This is a genomic window from Bremerella alba, assembly GCF_013618625.1.
GTDB lineage: Bacteria > Planctomycetota > Planctomycetia > Pirellulales > Pirellulaceae > Bremerella > Bremerella alba.
On sequence record NZ_JABRWO010000009.1, the window covers coordinates 49,402 to 67,991 of the forward strand.

Consider the following 18,590-nt stretch of genomic DNA (forward strand, 5'->3'; position numbering starts at 1 on the left):
TGCGTTGGGGCCAACAGATAGGTGAACGCTTTGTCTTCCAATTTCTTTCAGAGCACTCGATAGGAGCGAGAAATGGAAATTGATCCGAAGAGACAATGGTACGTGAAAACCCCGCAGGGGATTTACGGGCCATACACTTCCCAGCAGCTTAGGCAATTCGGTGAAGAGGGCAATGTGCATGCTGGTTACCGGGTGCGCAAAGGCCCGGATGGCGAATGGGTTGCCGCCGATAAGATTCGGGGCTTGAAAACGCGAGTCCCAGTCGCTGAGCCAGTGAAAACTCCAGTACCGCCGGCAACTCATCGATCGAGTGTGGCAAACCGTGCCCGCGCGTCGCGTACTTCTCCGTTTGCCTGGCTGGCCATTGTGGGCGTTCCGGTAGGTGCCGCTCTGCTTGTTGGGACGATCATCACCGTCTCTAGCCAGTCGGCGTCCAGCACGTCGACACCAGAATCTAGCCGAAATTCAGGGCAGCCTGTTGCGACCAATCAGCGTTCCTGGACTCGTGATCGACAGGGGGCTTCGTCACCAGCAACGGTTGGAGGAAACAACTTTCCGATGTCGGTCCGCGAAATCGTTCAGGCGAATGAGAAGTCGGTCCTACTTTTGCGTGGCGCTGTGGGAAGTGGAACCGGCTTCATTGTCGGGGATCAATTGCTGGTGACCAATAGCCATGTGGTCGCTGTCGCGGCACTCAATCCCGCCAGCGGCGAGTTTAAGGATTTGCGGGCTTATAGCCCAGCGGCAAGTGCAGACCGTCGCGGTCCTTATCGCGTATCGCTTCTATACGAGGATCCCGACTGGGACCTTGCCGTTCTCCGGATCTTGGATCGAGTCGATTTTCGCCCAGTAGCGATGGCCAAGAACTATCAGTTTCAGCGAGGGGAAGCGGTCACCATTATCGGAAACCCGGGTTTGTTCAATGGAGTCGAAACACTGGAGACGGCGGTAAGCACAGGCATTCTCAGTACAACGCATCCGCTCCAGGGGCGTGAGCACTATCAACTGGGAGCGTCCGTGAATGGAGGCAACTCGGGCGGTCCTGTTTTCGGCGAGGCGGGACAGGTGATTGGTGTGGTGAATGCCAAGTCCGTGTCCGAAGACGAGATCTCCTTTTGCATTCCCGTGCGTGAGGCGATCAGGGCGATCACGGAAGCTCGCAGTATATCAGCAAGATCGCAGCAGCTTTTGTGGAAGGAGCATGAGAGCCGTGTCCCGAAGGCCATCGCCAATCTAGCCGTCCCTTCGGGATCCGTTGTGACGATCGCCAACCCTCCTTGGTCCTTTGTGTTTATTGCCAGTACGCCCGACGATCTCATCGCGGCTTCAGAATACGCTTACGCTGGCAATACGATCGGCATGCAGCAGATGATCGCTTCAGGACGGGTGATGATGGTCGATTCGGGGACGAAAGTGCAGGTAATCGACTCGAATATGTTCTGTGCCGTCAAGATTTTGAATGGCGTGTATGCCGGACGAACCGGACTGGTTTCCATTAGATGTTTGAAATAAGGGGAACACGGATGATGGATTTATGGCAGGGATGTCTTCACTTTATTTTGAGAAGGGGGATGTATGAAATCTATGCAATCAGGGAGACGGACACTGCAAATTGCCGGAGTCCTTAGCTTGGCTTGTGTATTCGGGGCGATCAGCTATCTCACGCTCAAGTCGGGACCAAGTCCTCCTGAACTGTCGACGCGTTCGACCGCGCAGGAGGTGTCTCAGCGGTCAGAAGCGGATATGCGGCAAGAGTTGTTCGACGACCAAGTTGTCCCAGCTATTCGAGAGGCAGATTTGGCGAATCGTGCTGCCGCGGAGCGTTGCCTCACTCGGATCCAGGAGTCATTTCAACGTTATCAACAAGGGGTAAAACCTTTTGCGGAAGATGTGACTGGGCTGGGAAGCAAGTGGGGTGTTCTGCGACGGATGCCAGGAGATTGGGCATTCGGATCTAATTCGGTCGAGGTATTCATCTCGGGCAAGTTGGAAAAACATGTATTCTCGGCGCAGGAGATCCAACAGGACATCGCTGCTTCGCTGAGCCTGTTCCGCAAAGACATCGATGTCAATCGGCATGTCATGTTAAGACAAGTCAAGGCAGCAACGATGGGGCTGCCTTTTCCGGAGCTTCAAAACGTGGACATCGATACCTTTTCCCGGCAGGTCATTAGGAAAGTCCGTGAATTCTCTACGGAAACGGCGACGAATGGGGTTGCCAATCTAGTGATAGTCGAAATGGCGTCAAGTGTGGGAGGCTATGCAGCGGAGCGAATCTTTATGGCAATTTTGGTACGGATCAGCGCGACCGCGGGAGGAGCAACAGTCGGAAGTACCGTCGTAGGTGGCGGGACAGGAACAGTAGTCGGTCCGTTAGGAACCGGTATTGGAGTCATCGCTGGTTTGGTGGCAGGGCTGATAATTGACCACGTGTTGGGAGAATATGCCAGGTCCAATGTCAGCGAGCAATTGTTGAAACTGATCGATCAAATCGAAGACGCAGCGATTAATGGTGTCCCGGAGCGTACAGATCCCACAATGGACGCCTACCCCGGCCTGAAACGGGTTCTTCAAAGGACATGTGACGAACTCAACCGTGCCAACCTCGAAATCTTAAAGCTATCGATTCTGGAGGTGAAAACTTGAGGACCCGCCCCTTCTTGATTATGGGCGTGGTACTTCTCGTTCTGCTTCTCGCATCTCCATGGCTTTTGGCCTCGCCCGCATCTTCACTCTCGAAAGCGGTCATGCGGTTCTTCTCGAAAGAAGCGGCCGAAGAAGGATCGGAGAAACTCGTCAAAGAGGTTGGCCCGGAATTACTGCAGAGAGTTTCTGCCAAGTTGGTTCGTGACGGGGGCGAATCCGTCGTCACTGAAGCGTCGGAACTAGCGGCCAAACATGGCCCCGACGTAATTCGTGCGCTCGACAACGCTCCGGCCCCCACTAAGATCGTACAGGCACTCGGGGAATTACCTGCCGAGGAGGTTTCGGCAGCGGCTGCCCGACTAGCGAGTGGTCGTCGCGGTCGACAATTGGCCAAGACGACCGAAGAATTTGGCGCCCAGGTGCTTCAGGCTGAAATCAAACATCCTGGCGTTGGGATGGAACTAGTCCGAGTTTGGCCAGACAGTGGAGCAGCGCTGGGACGCCAGCTGAGTCGGGAAGAAACGCTCACACTGGGTAAATACCTAGAGGATTTGCAGAGCGTACCGCAAGAGCAGCGAGCTGGCCTCTTCCAAGTCATTCAGAGCGATAAAGAACGTTTCTTTGCCTGGCTCGGAAGATTTCTTGAGGAGCATCCTGGCAAGACGATTGGATCGGCGACTTTCCTGGCGGCATTCTTGCCGAATTCGGAGCGAATTCTCGGTGGGGCTCAAATCAACTTCGAGGACAGCGGCAGACCCATCGTGGTTCGGAAGCCCGGGCTTATAGAAGCACCACTCAATAAGCTCACCGATTCTTTGGCGGTCGGCGTTCTATGGCTCGTCGGCGGGATTGCTGCCATCGTAACCCTTGGGATTGCCTTGAAGCTCATTCTTCCTACTTGGCGAAGCATCCGTCGATAGGCAATCTTTCGCACATCGAATTCGGGATCGAATTTGATCACCCTGCTAAGTGTTCTTGCTAAATTTTCGGCCCAAACGTGGCATAAAAAAGTGAGGGGTAATTATCTCTCAACTTTCTTTAGCCGCCCGTCTTGGGGCTGATTTCCGGGGCGGGATTTAACTGCCTCAAGTCTTTCGTTTCAGAACACCACTGTGTTCATTGGTTCACAAGTATCAAAAGGAGGTTCTATGTCACACGTCGTCGGTATTGAAGTCGAAATTCGAGATCTGGAAGCAATTCGCCAGGCAACGCGCCGCCTGCAATTGCCAGAGCCCACTTTCGGCGAAGTCCAACTGTTTAGCGAAAGTAAAACCGGTTGGGCGATCCAACTGCGAGATTGGCGATACCCCGTCGTCGCCAATCTCGAAAGTGGGCGGGTTGATTTCGATAATTACGGCGGGCGTTGGGGAAAGCAGCAAGAACTCGATCAGTTTCTCCAGCGGTACGCCGTTGAGGCTGCGGTCTTGCAGGCTCGTAAACAGGGCTACACGACCACAGAGCAGCCACTAACTGATGGCAGCATCAAACTTCTCATTCAAATTGGAGGCGAAGGTTAATCCGTGAAAGTGATCGAAATCATTGTCTCTCCCGAAGGAGAGTCCAAGTTAGAAACCCGGGGCTTTCAAGGGGCCGAGTGCCAGGAAGCCAGCCGTTTCCTGGAACTTGCCTTGGGCAGGAAAACGTCCGACACGGCAACATCGGAATTTCATCAAACGAGTGTCCAGCAGCAAACCCAGCTGGAGCAGAAAGAGTAGGTAACCATTGACCGAGTTTCACAATCACAAACCGCCTGATGACCAGGCCTTGGTCGATCGAGCACGCGTGCTGGTGATCGTCGAAGGCACCAATGACATCGAGTTCTTGCGAAGAATCTCACTAACGCTTCATGCCGTCGATTCCGATCTTCCAAACCTGGCCGAGATGGAACAGCAAGGCCAACTCATCTTTGTGCCGTTTGGTGGCTATAACCTGCCAAGTTGGATCCACCGATTCGCTTCACTCGGCAAACCGGAATTCTTCCTGTTGGACCATGAAGTCTCACCGGAGACCGAATCTCGCCAGGAAGCGGCCGAGATCATCAATCAGCGGACTGGTTGCCGGGCCATCGTTACTCGCAAACGTAGTCTTGAAAACTACCTGCATCCAAATGCTGTTCGTGATGCTGGACAAATCGATGTTGCATTCGACGACTTCGATCCCGTAGGAACGATCGTCGCCAAAAAACTGTTTGAGTCGGGCATTGCCGACGGGCCGTGGGAACTCCTCTCGCGGCGTTCGAAGAGTCGTCTTACGAGCCGAGCTAAACGCTGGCTCAATACTACAGTCACCAGCCAAATAACGGCGGAACTCATTGAGCAGCGAGATCCCCATGGGGAAATTGCCTCATGGCTGACCACCATTGGGCAATTGGCCCAATCTCTCTAACCCTCGCTCTCGCGAGGGTTGTTTTACTTATTACTTCAAGCGATAAGGAATCCGTATGCGCTTAGCAGACGAAATACAGGAACTAGTACGGGCTGGCTTCAGCGGCCTCTGGGTTCAGAGTTGTGAATCGGAAGAAGCTCTGGCCGAACTAGCCCAAATGTGTCAGACCGAAAGTTGGATGCTGGCAAGCTGGGATATCGACGCCGGTCTCAACGGACAGGTGTCGACAGAAGGTGTCGCAGTAACCGATCCGCTATCGGCAGTTCGGTCACTGGCCTCCGTCCCCGGTGATGGTCATCCCACGCTCTTGGTTTTAGCCAACTTTCATCGGTTTCTCGGATCGGCGGAAGTGATCCAAGCACTCCTCCACCAAGTGGCTCAAGGCAAGGTCCATCAGCGACATCTGATTATCTTGTCGCCCGTGGTTCAATTGCCGGTGGAGTTAGAACGCGTCTTCACGGTCGTGGAGCATGCGCTACCGAGTCGTGAGCAGTTGGAAGAGATCGCAGCTTCAATAGCGGCGGATACGGAAGAGTTTCCGGAGGGTTCGCCGCGGGAGCGAATTCTCGACGCGGCATGTGGGTTGAGTCGATACGAGGCAGAAAACGCGTTCGCGTTGTCTTTGGTTCGCCACGGATGCATTGAGCCGTCGGCAATCTGGAAAATCAAATCGCTGGCACTCCTGAAAGGAGGTCTGCTCTCGCTGCATCGTGGTGGCGAAACGTTCTCTGATTTGGGTGGGCTGGCCGCATTGAAAGAGTTTTGCCTCCGAGCACTTCGCCCAAGTCGATCCACGAACAACTCCGTCAAGGCAAAAGGTGTCTTGCTCCTCGGTGTGCCTGGCACGGGCAAATCCGCCTTAGCGAGATCTTTGGGCGCGGAAGTCGGCAGGCCCACCCTCACGCTCGATTTGGGCACGCTCATGGGCGGCATCGTGGGCGAAACTGAGAGCAGGACACGCCGCGCATTGAAGGTCATCGACGCCATGGCCCCCGCCGTGCTTTTCGTTGATGAGTTGGAGAAGAGCCTCAGCGGGTCGAGCGGTTCCGGGCAGACTGACAGCGGGGTTGGCAGTCGTATGCTCGGAACTCTGTTGACTTGGTTGGCAGATCACACCTCCGACATCTTCGTGATCGCAACGAGTAACGACATTAGCAAGCTACCACCCGAGCTAACTCGCGCCGAACGGTTTGACGCGATTTTCTTTTTGGATTTGCCAGGACGGTCGCAGAAGGACGCGATCTGGCAAATGTATTTGCGGCGGTTCCGACTTGATCCTTCGCAAGTGATACCGGCGGACGAGTCATGGACCGGGGCAGAAGTCCGGGCATGTTGTCGCTTGGCAGCACTGCTCGATGTTTCGCTCATAGAGGCGGCCAAAAACGTCGTTCCGGTCGCGGCTACTTCCGCTGAATCGGTCCAGCGACTACGTAGCTGGAGCAGCGGACGTTGTCTTTCGGCAGAGTCCGGCGGCATTTATCGAGCAGACAGTACGCCGTCTCCTAAGACACGTCGGCGACTATCCCCTAATCCTGAATCAAACTAGTCCAATCAAATTTCACATTATCCAGGAGGTCTCTATGTCAGTGACAACCTTAGAACCGCCCGTTCAACGAACCGAATCTTCGGCGTCGGAACGATTGCGATCCACCATGTGCGCGACCCGAGTCAGCTTTGTCTGGTTCGGAACACAGAAGACACTCACCCGTGCTCAGAAAGATCAGGCAGCTGAGTCCTTCGACGCCCAGGGTGAATTCCTACGGGCCGAGAAGAAACTGCTCGATACGAAGAATCCTCGCTTTAAGGCTGTGAACTCGGTCCGCAATCAAATTCGCTCGATCTGGGAGATGACGAGCCTGCCGTTTCCCGAGCCTGGAGTTCGACTGATCCGCCAGGACATGGTGCAGACATTCGAAGGCTGGATGGAAGAACGACGCGGCCAGCTACAAGAGGCGGTCCAAAAATTGGACGAGGACTACGCCTCGCTGAGAGACGCTGCTCGCGAGCGACTTGGGGCTTTGTATAACAGCGCCGATTATCCTCGCACGCTCCTTGGTCTGTTTGACGTCGCTTGGTCGTTTCCCAACATCGAAGTCCCACCCTATCTAAGGTTGGTGAATCCGGAGGTCTACCAAGCGGAATGCGAGCGCGTTCAGGCACGCTTCGACGAAGCCGTTGAATTGGCCGAGGCTGCATTCATTGAAGAGCTGTCGGGGCTCGTGTCCCATCTCACGGAACGGCTCTCGGGCAGTCAGGACGGTCGAGCGAAGATCTTTCGCGATACGGCTATCTCGAATTTGAATGAGTTCTTCGATCGATTTCGGTCCTTGAATATCCGCTCGAATGATCAATTGGACTCGCTAGTGTCCCAATGCCAGCAGATCGTTCACGGCGTCCAGCCGCAGTCGCTACGTGACAGTGCTCACCTTCGTCAGGCGGTTAGTCGAGAATTGTCGAGCGTCCAAAGAGTGCTTGATGATCTGCTGGTCGATCGCCCACGTCGTCGGATTATTCGTTCCCCGAAGTGAGGTGAGTCATGCAAATCGTAGTTGCACCTGGCGGAGGGATTCGTTGTGTCTATGACGAATCGATCGATCTGAGTTTGCTTGGCAAAGTTCAGATCTCACGTGGTTCCCATGTGGAGCCCAGCAAAGAAAGTTACTGGTTCGCCGACCTGGCACCCGTTGGTGGCCCGAGTCTTGGACCATTCCTAAAGCGAACGGATGCCATGGCTGCTGAGGTAGCCTGGCTGGAAGAAAACTGGTTGTTCGCCAGCGAACGCTGACGACAGTCCATGAGTTGTGAATTGAACAAATAGCCCCACGGAAACGCACGAACGACGTTCCGTGGGGCATTTCTATTTCTTGTATCAAGGTGATGCTCATGCAAGCTTCAGAACTAAATCGCGCTGTTGCTCAGGCGACAGGCGAAAGTATCAGTACGATTCAGAGAATGGGCTTCATTCTAGCGGAGGAACACTCAGAAGAATCCGATGGAGAAGTGTCCTTTGGCCCCAACGTGGTCGACTGGGATGAAGTGGAATTCGTACGTATGCAACTCCAGCAAGAGCTTGGACGTAATGTGCCATCCGCTGCGTAAGAATGTAAGAGTGGTCAACTGGTTACGACCATATCGTCCACGTGCCCAAATTCGAGGTGGTCAACGCCGAGGAAGGCGACAGTATAGAACATCCCGGCACCAGCTTAAGTTGCGCCGTAGACGCAGATAAAGCATTGTCTAAATAACTGTGGTTGCAAATTCGGGGGCGTCCATCTGGACGCCCCCTTGGTCCTTTTCCTTAGCTATTGGCGGTTTGCTGGGAACAGTGACGCAAGTGCGACGAAGATTTACCCAGAGCTGTTCGACCTATATTGAATCTGTCTGAATGTCGACCAATGGCTTTCTAAGGCTGGGGAGGTAGTCAGAGGCAAACTTTCAGAATTTGATTTCGTTGTTGTTCGAGACGTGACAACTCCTGAGTACCGACAATCCGTTCCGGTATTTGGCCATCAATTATAATCAGGACGGTTGGATACGGAGAAATGTCGTACTGTCTTGGACAGAAGTGTGTTCCATTCGACATCAATTACATGGAGGCGGATCTTGCCCTCTAATTGATAGACAAGTTCCTTAATGTCAGTTTTCGTAGTTACGTATTCTGGGCATCACCTAGTGCTCATGATGACAACTACTGGGAAGGGATGCTCCAGTACATCTTGAGCAAAGTGTTCGTTGGTAGCTTGGATGAATGTAGAGAACTCGGATAGTTCACCAACTTCCGAAAATGTGTCGTCGAGACTAAGATCACATACTGCCTTCTCCTTTCAACGCGTGAGCCTCGACAGGGGCTTTGCTATCGACTCTATGTCAACCGACTGCAAATTTACGCCAGTACGTTTCCTGGCGATGGCAATTTCGTTGTTGGCGTCCTATGCCAAAATACAATACACCATTAAGTACCTGTGATCGAAGAAATCCACCCGAGAACCAATCCAAACCCCAGCCAGGCGAAGGAGACGTAGGCCAGTCCCGTGAGAAGGCGTTCTGACCAGCTTGCCTGGCCTGACTCCTGATGGTGTTCTTGGTCAGACTTCTCTTTGGGAGTGTTCTTCAGCCAGAAAAAAAGCCCACTTACGGCCAGGAAAATCAGATTCAGAAAGAATGTATAGTCTATCTTGAAGCGTTCCGAAGGCGATTTCTGCTCCGCCGATTGGGCTGTTTCCGGCAATAGATCGAACGCTGCAAATCCATAGTGCAGGAGAAGGGAAGACGCGACCAAGGCGATTAGCAGCACGACGAGAATGTACAGGGCCATCTTCCAGCCGAAGTATTGCGCGTTGATGCGGAGAACGGGAAACACGACCAGATCGCTGAAGATGAACGCCATAATGCCACCGAAGCTGACTCCGTTGGCCAACAGGAGTGTTGCCAGCGGTATATTGCCCATCGAGCCGATGAAAGTAAAGAAAGCGGCAACCGGGCCGACCAGAGTTTGCAGCAAGACTTGAAGGAACGAAGGATCGGAGTCGCTGCCTGCTCCGGCGAATAGCGTCGTGAAAAAGGCGTTGGGTACAAATGCAGAAATGATGCCGGCGATCGTGAAGCCGAAGGTGACATCTCGCCAGACCATTCCCCACTCCATGAAGTACTGCTTGGCAACCCGTATCCACCCTTCGCGGCTGGTGAATAGTTCTCGCCAGTTGGGAACTTCCTGACTTTCTTCTTCCTCTTCGACATGATCTCGCGCTTCGTCTTCGAGCGATTTAGGAAGGGTCAGTTTTACGACGAGCCACATTACGAGAATGAGCAATAGTCCACCGACGTACTCACCCACGACAAATTGCCAGCTCAGAAAGACGGCAATAATGATCCCGAGTTCAATCACAAGATTCGTCGATGCCAACATAAACGCCAGCGAAGGAACCAGGCCTGCCCCTTTTTTGAACAAAGACTTCGTCGTGGAGAGTGCCGCGAAACTGCAGGAGCTGGAGATGAAACCGAAGAAGGTCGCCAAAGCTACCGACTTGGGACCTGCTTGCCCCATGGTTTGCTTCATCCGCTCTTTGGTGACGAAGACTTGGATACAGCTACTAATGACGTACCCCAGGCCGAAAGCCCAGAAAGCCATCCAGAAGAATCCCAGTGAGGTTAAAGCGGCCTCGTTCCATTGTTTGAGAAATGTATCCACGGAATCGCTCGCTCCTTTCGCATCTTAATTGTCTTCGGTCCCGGCCCAGTGGCGATCATGCATGCCGAGATTCATTTTGAGCTCCTTGAAGCCTGCAAAGACGACCGGAACGACAAACAGCGTCAGCAGTTCCACGGTCATTCCCCCGACCACCGGCCAGGCCATCGCCTTGGCGACATCGCTGCCACGCCCTGTCGACAGGATGACCGGCACCAGGGCAATAATTGTCGTGAAGGTGGTCATCAAGCAGGGACGGATCCGTTTCATGCCGGCCTCGACAGTCGCGTTGCGGATATCGGCGATCGTCTCTAAACGCTTGCGCGTAAAGACCTGATCGAGGTAGGTGGCCATGACCACGCCATCGTCGACGGCAATCCCAAACAAGGCGATGAAACCCACCCAGACCGCCGTGTTGATCTCCACGGAGTTGATTGCCAGACAAATCATGCCCCCTGCAAATGCAACTGGGATGCCAGCGAACACGGCCAAAGTGATCGGGATGTGCCGAAATTGCAGGTAGATGATGAACAGGTTGACGAGTATGACCAGGGGAATCACCCACATCAGACGTTGGTTCGCTTCGATCTGGTTTTGAAATGATCCGACTGGTTTCAATGCATACCCGGCCGGAAGGGAAAGCTTTCCGCTCTGTTGAGCTTCACGTAAGCTCTGCTCGACGGAGTCGACCGTTTCCAGATCGCCCAATGATCCTGCCGGAGAGAACGAAACGTGCGCTACCAAGCGTGCGTCTTCGCTATTGATCACGCCTGGCCCCCAGGTGGTATTCATCTTGGCCAGATTGGCCAGCGGAATAACTTCGCCTGATTGCGTGACGACAGGTAGTTCGTCCAGCGCATAGAGCTGCTCTCGGAGTTGCCGTTCGTACCGCACGCGAATCGGATAGCGTTCTCTCCCTTCGACCGTCTTGGTGACATTGGCCCCACCCAGGGCCGTTTCGATCACCTGATTCACCATCGCCGTCGACATGCCATAACGGGCCGCCGTGTCCCGATCGACATCGAACTCGACGTAGGGTTTGCCGAGCACGATATCGGGATTGACGGTCGCCGCGTTGATCTGTGGCAGCGTTTTCAGGAAGTCGGCGACCTGAATGGAAGCGTTGGCGAGCCCATCAAGGCTGTCGCCGTAGATCCGAATAGCCATCGAGGCTTTGATGCCGCTTTGCAGCATCACAACACGTCCCTCAATCGGTTGCAGCGGCGACGCTGGCGTGACGCCGGGTAGGGTTGCAACCGCGTTGATTTGTTCCCAAATGTCCTGGGTGGTAATTCCCTCTCGCCACTGATCGACCGGCTTGAGCATCACGTACGTTTCGATCATGGCCGCGGGCGCGGGGTCTAGGGCGGACTCCACTCGGCCAATTTTCCCAAGAACGTTCTGCACCTCGGGAATTTCTTTGATCAACGCGTCTTGGGTCTGAAGCACTTCCATTGCCTGCGAGAAGCTGGCCGCTGGGTAAAGCGTGGGCATGTAGAACCAGCTTCCTTCGTCCAGGGCGATCCAGTCGTCTGACTCAAGGCCAGGCAGCTTGTGCTTCAGATCGACGTATCCCGGTACCCCGTTCAAATTCGTACCCAGGTAGCTGCTCGCTGTTTCCGCGGGACGCAGGATTGTGGGAAGTCCGAGCCAGGCACCAAGTCCCAAAAGAATCATCATCGCCGGCAATGCCAGGAACGCACCTTTTCGCGCCAGGAACAACCGCAGTAACGGTTCATACACCCATAGGATCATCCGGCTGACAGGGTTTTCGTCGACGGGCCGAAGTCGCTCACCCAGCGTCCAGTACCCAACGATACCCAGGAGCAGACCTGCCGATATCACGGATATCCATGTCGGAATGCCGAGCAGGTCCTGAAGCGTGTTGCCGAACATGAACCCAAGCAGCATCCCGGTCAGGCCAAGACCAACGGCGCCGATCCACCGCGTCCGCGTGCTCGCATGACTGGAACGCAGCAGGACTCGGCTTAAGAACGGCACGAGTGTCACGGCGACAATCAACGCGGCCACCAATGCGAATGTCTTCGTCCAGGCCAGGGGCGCGAAGAGCTTGTAGTCGCGTCCCGTGAGCATGAATACCGGTAGGAAGCTCACGACCGTCGTCATCACCGCCGTGACGACAGCCGGGGCCACCTCGCCGGCTGCTTTGTTAATGACACGGAGCCTTTCGGAACTGCCGCCAGGCCGACCATCGCGCTCCCAGTCGGCCAGTTGGTCGTAGATGCTTTCGGAGACGATGATCCCCATGTCGACCATGGTGCCGATCGCAATGGCGATTCCCGCAAGCGACATGATATTCGCATCGACACCAAAAACATGCATGCCGATAAACGCTAACAGTACCGCGACCGGTAGCGATACGGCCACCACGATACTTGCCCGAAAGTGGAGCAGGAAAAGTAGAATCACTGCACCTGTAATGAGAATCTCTTGAAACAGGGCGGAGGTGAGTGTGGTGATGGTCTCGTCAATCAGGCCGGTTCGGTCATAAACAATGTTCACCTTCACGCCGTTGAGGCTAGGCTCGATCTGTTTGATCTTTGCTTTGACCCGGTCGATGACCGCGCGCGGGTTCTCGCCGAATCGCATCACGACGACACCCCCGACCGCTTCGGTGCCGTTAAGGTCGATCGCGCCGCGGCGAAATTCTGGACCTAACTGAACGCGTCCAAGGTCACGCACTCGGAGGGGAATACCATCTTGCGAGCGGACGACGGTCTTCTCGATATCTTCGACGGCTTGACTGGTATCTTGATTGGCGCCAATGAAGCCCTTGCCACGAATAATGAACTCCATTCCGCCTGACTCAACGGTTTTCGCTCCGACATCGATGTTCGATTTACGAACCGCTTCAACCAACTGATCGAGCGGAACGTTGTGAAAGCGGAGCCGGTCCGGGTCGATTTCAATTTGGTACTGACGAACATATCCACCCACGCTGGCAACTTCACTGACTCCAGGCACCGACTGTAACTCGTACTTCACGACGAAGTCTTGCAGGCTGCGCAGCTCGGAAAGATTCATTCCTTCTGGAGGATCGAGCGTGTAGTACAGAACCTGTCCCAGCCCGGTGGCATCTGGGCCAAGCGTTGGGACGACACCTTCCGGCAGCATTGCCCCAGCCGTGCCGAGTTGCTCCAGGACACGTGAACGAGCCCAGTAGAAATCGGTACTGTCTTTGAAGGTGACCTGGACGAAGCTGTAACCGAAAAGGCTTTTGCCGCGAACCGATTCGGCATCGGGAACCGCCAGCAAGGCCACCGACAGGGGATAGGTGATCTGGTCTTCGATGTCTTTAGGGGAACGGCCGGGCCAGGCCGTAAAGACGATGACCTGGTTTTCGCCGATGTTTGGAATGGCGTCGATCGGTACCTGCTGCGCAGAGTACCAGCCGAAGCCGATGGTCACGACCAACAGAATCACCATGATCAAGCGTTCGCGAACGCAAAAGGAGATGATGTGGCTCAGCATCTTATTGCTCCTCTCCGCTGGCGGGCTCGTGCTGATGTGCTTCATGCGGTGGCATGTTCGATACCATCACCGGCGGAATCGTGCGGACGTGCTCGCCGCAACGAAGCATTTCGCTTCCATAGTAAGGATTTAGCAATCGGTCGTTAGCTTGCAGCCAGTCTCCCTCACCTTCTTTGACCATGGGGCAGAAGAACTGGTGAAACTCCTGTTTCGCCTGGGAACCTCGGATGGATGTCGCGAGTTGTAAGACGGCATGGCTGATTGGTTTGAACTGCTTGCGGGCCTCGTCGATCGACTGATGGTGTAGATGCTCGGAATGATCCGCGATCGCTTGCATTCGCTCGCGTGTCTTGTCATCAAGCTGCATGGAAGTGGCTAATTGCTTGGCGGCGTTGTGTAGGGTTAACGCGGCATCTGGGGACGGCTTTTTGTCCGAAGCGAGTTGGTTCTGGATGGTGAAGTAGGCTTGGTAGGCAGCCTCTAGAGTGCCCCCTTCCTCCCCTTCGATGGGCGAAATGTCGATGGAGTCGAATTCCATCGGAGTATTGCGGTTTCCCTTTTTCTCATAGCGAGTCGGGTCGATCAGACTCGGCTTGCCTGCCAATTGCATTTGGGAATCGATCAGGAAGTTGCCGGAGGTGGCGACCTGTTCGCCTGGCTTCACTCCTTTCAGGATGACGGCCTTGTCTTTTAGGATCGGACCGATCTTCACCGTACGAATCTCGAACCGTCCTGGCTCGGTCTCCACGTAGACCACGCTATTGTCGCCTGCCATCAAGAGGGCAGAACGTGGAATGACGATCGATGCCGTCCGCTCGACAGGCTGCTCGGTGTATCCGTAGCGAGATGTTGGAACGAGGTCCATGCCACAGATAGGACAGGAGCCCGGTTGGTCTTGAATGATTTGTGGATGCATAGGACTGATCCACTTGCCGGCGAGTTGTTCGTCGTAGACCTCCCCTTGCGGACCGATGGGGATCTCGATCTTGGCGACAGCATAGTCGCCTGGTCGTAGCTGGCCTTGATCGTTCTTGAATTCAACCCGAACGCCGACCGTGCGGTTCTTCTTGTCGACGCGAGGGTCAACAAACGCAACGCGGCCGGTAAGAGTTTCGCCTGGGCGAGAAGTCAGCTCGGCTTTGACCACTTGTCCAAAACGAACACGTGACGCATCCTCAGGGTAGAGTTCCAGCATGAGCCATACGGTCGACAGATTGGCAATCCGGTAGATGGGTTCGCCGGCAGTAATATACTTTCCTTCTTCAGCGAGTTTTTCGATGACAGTACCACCCATGGGGGCATGAATCGTTAGCCGTGACTCCGCTTTGCTGGAAGTCTCAAGTTGATCGAGCTGCGCGGCCGTCATTCCTAGTTCCACAAGTTTCTGACGTGAATTCTCCAATAGCTTCTGCTGAGCTTCACGTATCGAAGCGAGTGAGGTGTTCTCCATGCGATTAACGCTATTTCGTACTTCCAGGAACTCGGCCTGGGCTGCATAGAGTTGAGGACTATAAACAACGGCCAAGTGATCCCCTTTCGCGACGACGACCCCCGTGTAATCTGCGAAGAGTCGCTCGACGCGTCCGTCGATATACGCGGCAAGTGTGGCTTGTCGACTCTCGTCGATTTCGATCGATCCAATCGTTTCCAGCGTGACTGAGACGGGCTCGGAGGTCACTGGGGCCGTCTTGATTTGAGCGAGGCGTCGCTGAGCAGGTTCGATGGTGATGGCGAACTGATCGAGATCGGCACTACCTGACGATGCTGGCACCAAGGCCATCCCACAAATAGGACAGCGCCCCGGACCGGGCTGACGAATCTGAGGATGCATCGGGCACGTGTAGATCTGCTGACTATCACCGCTCGCTCCAGCGGATGGGGAGGCGTCGCCGGCACCAATCCAACCGATGCGTTGGGCAAGCCCCAAGAGGACAATAAGCAAGACCCCAGCGATGAGGAACGTTCCGATCGGGGCCAAACGCGACATCCACCAGCGGATCGAGTGGGATCGAGGTTGTGGGGGACCAGGTGAGTTCGCCATGACCAAATCCAATCGGCAAGGGTGAAGCAAGGGAGAGCGGCTGGACCGGAACGAGTCGCCAGCATTGGACCGCGCCAGGAACTGCTCCGGCCAGCCGCTCGTATTCACGTAGTTACGCTTGGGTTAAACAACGTTACGAATGCTGGTGATCATCGTCATGGTCACCATGGTCGTGGGCACCAGGATTGGGATGCTCATCTGCTTCGGCTAGCTTGGTTGCCTTGTCTTCTTCCGAAAGAGCTTCCCACTTGGGCTTGCAGCCGGGGCAGCAAAATCCAACGGTCTCACCGTTCCACTCGGCACGCCCGCCGTCGGCAGCGACTTCGCCACCCATGATGGGGCAGTACTGGTTCACGGTCTGGGCCGTGTCAGGGGCATCTCCGGAGGATTGATTGCAGCCCAAGAACAAAACGGTCGCGCAAAGCGACAACAATAGATAGCGCATGGTTATTTCCTACGTTGGTGAATCGTGTTTGAGATCGCCTGGTTAGGGCGAAGTGGTAGACGTTTCGGAGGATCTCTCCGAGCAAAGAATCGACGCGTTGGTCGTTACGTCAGCCAAACACAGAGAACCGTCTGTTTCTCAGCCGCTAAGGCCAATGCAGGACGGTCGGTCGTAGGAACAAGGGACGCTCGGCAGCAGACGACTTCGTACTCGCAAGTCACGGTCGCCAAGTATAGGTCAGCCAGATCATGACACTCCAATGTCGAAGACACCGGCAGAGGCTGTTCTTGGACAGGACTCGAAAGATGGCAGCTACATCCTGTTGAGGAGTGAACCCCGTCATCACTTGACCGATCAGAAGCCGGAGTCGAGGAAGAGCCGGATCGGCAATGGGGGCAACTCGACGGTGCTCCCTCTTTCGTCCGCGGACCATGGCAGCAGCACTGTGTCAGACAGGTCGATGCCGATGTCATCGAACAGCGACACTTAGCAGCGTGAGCGATACAGACCGACTGCGTCAGCATCATCAATGCTGCGAAAAAGACGGTCAAATTGCTCACAAATGAAATCACTTCGGTTTCCTCTTGCCCAGTGGGGATATTCAAAGTCTAGGCTGCACTTCAACTTGCGTCAACATCTAAGCCCCGCTGGGAATCGCGATCGACACGGCCTGCAAGGTTTGGCTTGACTCCGTACCATAGTACAGGGTCGATAATTCGTGTAAGGAGATTTTGCTATGCCTCGATTTACGATCGGAAGACTTGCCAAGGCGGCAGGCGTCGGTGTCGAAACGATTCGCTTTTATGAAAAGCGGGGTCTTATTGCTCGGCCCAAAGCAATAGGCACCTATCGCGAGTATTCACCAGAGACGGTCGACCGGATCCATTTCATCAAACGTGCTCAGGAATTGGGTTTCACGTTGGCTGAGATCCTGGAGTTGTTGAGCTTTGCCGATACACCCTACGCTGATCGGAAAGCGGCGAAACAGTTCGCCAGTCAGAAAGTAGAGGAGATTCGCGAGAAGATCGCTGACCTACAAAGAATACAAGAGTCGCTTAGTTACTTGGTCGAGCAGTGCTCTGGGCATGGTCCGATGGAAGGTTGTCCCATTATCGAGGCATTGGCAAATCGCAAACATCACCCACAGTCTTTGGAGTCGTAACCGATGGAAGTTGTTTATCAAAGCAATCTGCGATGCGGCAATTGCCTCAGCAAGCTGAAGCCGTATCTCGACGCAGAACCAACTATTAAACAGTGGTCATCCGATCTCGCAGATCCACGAAAGCTTGTCCGAGTTCAATTGAGTAGTATTGCGGAAAAGACTCGAGTACTCGATCTGTTTCATCAGGCAGGTTTCTCCGCACAGGAGCTTGTCACCGTGAAACCAGATGAAAAGGAAACGTCGAAATTCAAGCTGTCCTCTTATCGACCACTACTATTGGTGGTGGCGTACATCCTAGGAGTAACCCTATTCACTGAGTTCGCGATTGGGCAGTTCGAGTGGACTCGCGCCATGAACCACTTTATGGGATTCTTCTTTCTCGGGTTTGCCTTTTTCAAACTATTGAACGTGACTGCTTTTGCGGAAGCGTTTCAAACCTACGATGTCGTGGCCAAGCGATGGCACGGCTATGCGTTGGCCTACCCATTTGTGGAATTGGGGCTGGGGATCTTGTATCTGTCTCAATCGTTTCCGCTATTGGCCAATGGGGTGACGATCGCCGTGATGGGCATCGGTCTGGTCGGAGTGATCGCCGCGGTTCGTAATCGAAAGCCCATTCAGTGTGCTTGCCTAGGGACGGTTTTCAACTTGCCGATGTCTGTTGTGACAATTGTCGAGAATTCCGTCATGATTGCCATGGCGGGCGGGATGCTGTTGATGTGATCCGTAGACTGTCGTTCGTTGCCTCACAGTAGTGTGAGGCAACGAATCGGCACGCTAATCTTCTATCTCTGCTGTGATCGAAGGGACGCTAGGTAAAGTTCATCGAGCTTCTTGAGGTAAGCTTTTGGATCTTTGGCGATCTTCTCAGTGCACGGAGGGCAACAAACGTAGAAGATCTGACCTTCGACGATTGTCCACTTTGCCTTGGGCGACAGCTTGTTTTCCATCACGGGGCAAATGCCTTGGGCTTTGGCGAAGTTGTTATGAATCGTTGCCCAGTGTTCCGGTTTAACTTGCTGCTGCAAACAACCTTTGCAGCAAACATAGACAAGCTCTTCACCGACTTTCACCTTGATCGGTGTTCCCATCGAACCTAGCTTCTGGCCAGAGATGGGGCAGATGTCCTGCACAGCGATGTGAATCTTGTCATGTTCCGACAACTCTTGTGCCTGTGCGGAAACGGCTGACGAGGTAACCAGCAACGCGGCGATCATAATGAACGTTTTCATCA

At 54.4% G+C, this 18,590-nt stretch carries 18 protein-coding genes; 12 read left to right on the forward strand and 6 right to left on the reverse strand.

Annotated elements, in window-relative coordinates; translation table 11 throughout:
* Positions 1-72 precede the first annotated feature (72 nt).
* The 10 genes from HOV93_RS15985 to HOV93_RS16030 all read left to right on the forward strand — a co-directional run bounded on the left by HOV93_RS15985 (position 73) and on the right by HOV93_RS16030 (position 8,130).
* The gene (locus HOV93_RS15985; RefSeq protein WP_207397529.1) at positions 73-1,512 is read left to right on the forward strand and encodes a trypsin-like peptidase domain-containing protein; all 1,440 of its coding nucleotides are present in this window, start codon (positions 73-75) and stop codon (positions 1,510-1,512) included.
* Positions 1,513-1,743: 231 nt separating this feature from the next.
* A complete protein-coding gene (locus HOV93_RS15990; RefSeq protein WP_207397530.1) occupies positions 1,744-2,646 on the forward strand; it encodes a hypothetical protein in 903 nt (300 codons plus the stop codon).
* A 101-nt stretch (positions 2,647-2,747) separates the two neighbouring features.
* Positions 2,748-3,566: a hypothetical protein gene (locus HOV93_RS15995; protein ID WP_207397531.1), complete on the forward strand. Its 819-nt coding sequence runs from the start codon at positions 2,748-2,750 to the stop codon at positions 3,564-3,566.
* Positions 3,567-3,794: 228 nt separating this feature from the next.
* Positions 3,795-4,163 (forward strand): DUF1257 domain-containing protein, encoded by a 369-nt coding sequence (locus HOV93_RS16000; protein WP_207397532.1) that lies wholly within the window; start codon positions 3,795-3,797, stop codon positions 4,161-4,163.
* Positions 4,164-4,166: 3 nt separating this feature from the next.
* Positions 4,167-4,361, forward strand: coding sequence for a DUF2997 domain-containing protein (locus tag HOV93_RS25890; RefSeq protein ID WP_207397533.1), 195 nt, complete (start codon positions 4,167-4,169; stop codon positions 4,359-4,361).
* Between the two features lie 7 nt (positions 4,362-4,368).
* Positions 4,369-5,031 carry an ATP-dependent endonuclease gene (locus HOV93_RS16010; RefSeq protein WP_235990482.1) on the forward strand — a complete coding sequence of 221 codons (663 nt, stop codon included), beginning with the start codon at positions 4,369-4,371 and terminating at the stop codon, positions 5,029-5,031.
* A gap of 55 nt (positions 5,032-5,086) precedes the next feature.
* Complete coding sequence (locus tag HOV93_RS16015; protein WP_207397534.1) at positions 5,087-6,577, forward strand: AAA family ATPase; 1,491 nt, start codon at positions 5,087-5,089, stop codon at positions 6,575-6,577.
* 34 nt (positions 6,578-6,611) lie between these two features.
* Complete coding sequence (locus HOV93_RS16020; RefSeq protein ID WP_207397535.1) at positions 6,612-7,559, forward strand: hypothetical protein; 948 nt, start codon at positions 6,612-6,614, stop codon at positions 7,557-7,559.
* An 8-nt stretch (positions 7,560-7,567) separates the two neighbouring features.
* A complete protein-coding gene (locus HOV93_RS16025) occupies positions 7,568-7,816 on the forward strand; it encodes a hypothetical protein (RefSeq protein ID WP_207397536.1) in 249 nt (82 codons plus the stop codon).
* 98 nt (positions 7,817-7,914) lie between these two features.
* Complete coding sequence (locus HOV93_RS16030) at positions 7,915-8,130, forward strand: hypothetical protein (protein WP_207397537.1); 216 nt, start codon at positions 7,915-7,917, stop codon at positions 8,128-8,130.
* Between the two features lie 853 nt (positions 8,131-8,983).
* On the opposite strand, the gene HOV93_RS16035 is transcribed toward HOV93_RS16030, so the two are convergent.
* The 5 genes from HOV93_RS16035 to HOV93_RS16055 all read right to left on the reverse strand — a co-directional run bounded on the left by HOV93_RS16035 (position 8,984) and on the right by HOV93_RS16055 (position 16,466).
* Positions 8,984-10,219, reverse strand: coding sequence for a permease (locus tag HOV93_RS16035; RefSeq protein WP_207397538.1), 1,236 nt, complete (start codon positions 10,217-10,219; stop codon positions 8,984-8,986).
* A 24-nt stretch (positions 10,220-10,243) separates the two neighbouring features.
* A complete protein-coding gene (locus HOV93_RS16040) occupies positions 10,244-13,708 on the reverse strand; it encodes an efflux RND transporter permease subunit (protein WP_207397539.1) in 3,465 nt (1,154 codons plus the stop codon).
* A 1-nt stretch (position 13,709) separates the two neighbouring features.
* On the reverse strand, positions 13,710-15,749 hold the full coding sequence (locus tag HOV93_RS16045; protein ID WP_207397540.1) for an efflux RND transporter periplasmic adaptor subunit: 2,040 nt from the start codon (positions 15,747-15,749) through the stop codon (positions 13,710-13,712).
* Positions 15,750-15,882: 133 nt separating this feature from the next.
* Complete coding sequence (locus tag HOV93_RS16050; protein ID WP_235990484.1) at positions 15,883-16,194, reverse strand: hypothetical protein; 312 nt, start codon at positions 16,192-16,194, stop codon at positions 15,883-15,885.
* Between the two features lie 104 nt (positions 16,195-16,298).
* On the reverse strand, positions 16,299-16,466 hold the full coding sequence (locus HOV93_RS16055; protein WP_207397541.1) for a hypothetical protein: 168 nt from the start codon (positions 16,464-16,466) through the stop codon (positions 16,299-16,301).
* Between the two features lie 464 nt (positions 16,467-16,930).
* On the opposite strand from HOV93_RS16055, the gene HOV93_RS16060 reads away from it, so the two are divergent.
* Complete coding sequence (locus tag HOV93_RS16060) at positions 16,931-17,356, forward strand: MerR family transcriptional regulator (protein ID WP_207397542.1); 426 nt, start codon at positions 16,931-16,933, stop codon at positions 17,354-17,356.
* Between the two features lie 3 nt (positions 17,357-17,359).
* Positions 17,360-18,079: a MauE/DoxX family redox-associated membrane protein gene (locus HOV93_RS16065; protein ID WP_207397543.1), complete on the forward strand. Its 720-nt coding sequence runs from the start codon at positions 17,360-17,362 to the stop codon at positions 18,077-18,079.
* A 62-nt stretch (positions 18,080-18,141) separates the two neighbouring features.
* On the opposite strand, the gene HOV93_RS16070 is transcribed toward HOV93_RS16065, so the two are convergent.
* Positions 18,142-18,588: a TRASH domain-containing protein gene (locus HOV93_RS16070; protein ID WP_207397544.1), complete on the reverse strand. Its 447-nt coding sequence runs from the start codon at positions 18,586-18,588 to the stop codon at positions 18,142-18,144.
* Between the last annotated feature and the right edge of the window lie 2 nt (positions 18,589-18,590).

Coding starts and splice junctions, on each gene's coding strand:
- HOV93_RS15985 (WP_207397529.1), top strand. CDS start 73: ATGGAAATTGATCCGAAGAGACAATGGTACGTGAAAACCCCGCAGGGG.
- HOV93_RS15990 (WP_207397530.1), top strand. CDS start 1,744: ATGCGGCAAGAGTTGTTCGACGACCAAGTTGTCCCAGCTATTCGAGAG.
- HOV93_RS15995 (WP_207397531.1), top strand. CDS start 2,748: ATGCGGTTCTTCTCGAAAGAAGCGGCCGAAGAAGGATCGGAGAAACTC.
- HOV93_RS16000 (WP_207397532.1), top strand. CDS start 3,795: ATGTCACACGTCGTCGGTATTGAAGTCGAAATTCGAGATCTGGAAGCA.
- HOV93_RS16015 (WP_207397534.1), top strand. CDS start 5,087: ATGCGCTTAGCAGACGAAATACAGGAACTAGTACGGGCTGGCTTCAGC.
- HOV93_RS16020 (WP_207397535.1), top strand. CDS start 6,612: ATGTCAGTGACAACCTTAGAACCGCCCGTTCAACGAACCGAATCTTCG.
- HOV93_RS16025 (WP_207397536.1), top strand. CDS start 7,568: ATGCAAATCGTAGTTGCACCTGGCGGAGGGATTCGTTGTGTCTATGAC.
- HOV93_RS16030 (WP_207397537.1), top strand. CDS start 7,915: ATGCAAGCTTCAGAACTAAATCGCGCTGTTGCTCAGGCGACAGGCGAA.
- HOV93_RS16040 (WP_207397539.1), bottom strand. CDS start 13,708: ATGCTGAGCCACATCATCTCCTTTTGCGTTCGCGAACGCTTGATCATG.
- HOV93_RS16045 (WP_207397540.1), bottom strand. CDS start 15,749: ATGGCGAACTCACCTGGTCCCCCACAACCTCGATCCCACTCGATCCGC.
- HOV93_RS16050 (WP_235990484.1), bottom strand. CDS start 16,194: ATGCGCTATCTATTGTTGTCGCTTTGCGCGACCGTTTTGTTCTTGGGC.
- HOV93_RS16060 (WP_207397542.1), top strand. CDS start 16,931: ATGCCTCGATTTACGATCGGAAGACTTGCCAAGGCGGCAGGCGTCGGT.
- HOV93_RS16065 (WP_207397543.1), top strand. CDS start 17,360: ATGGAAGTTGTTTATCAAAGCAATCTGCGATGCGGCAATTGCCTCAGC.
- HOV93_RS16070 (WP_207397544.1), bottom strand. CDS start 18,588: ATGAAAACGTTCATTATGATCGCCGCGTTGCTGGTTACCTCGTCAGCC.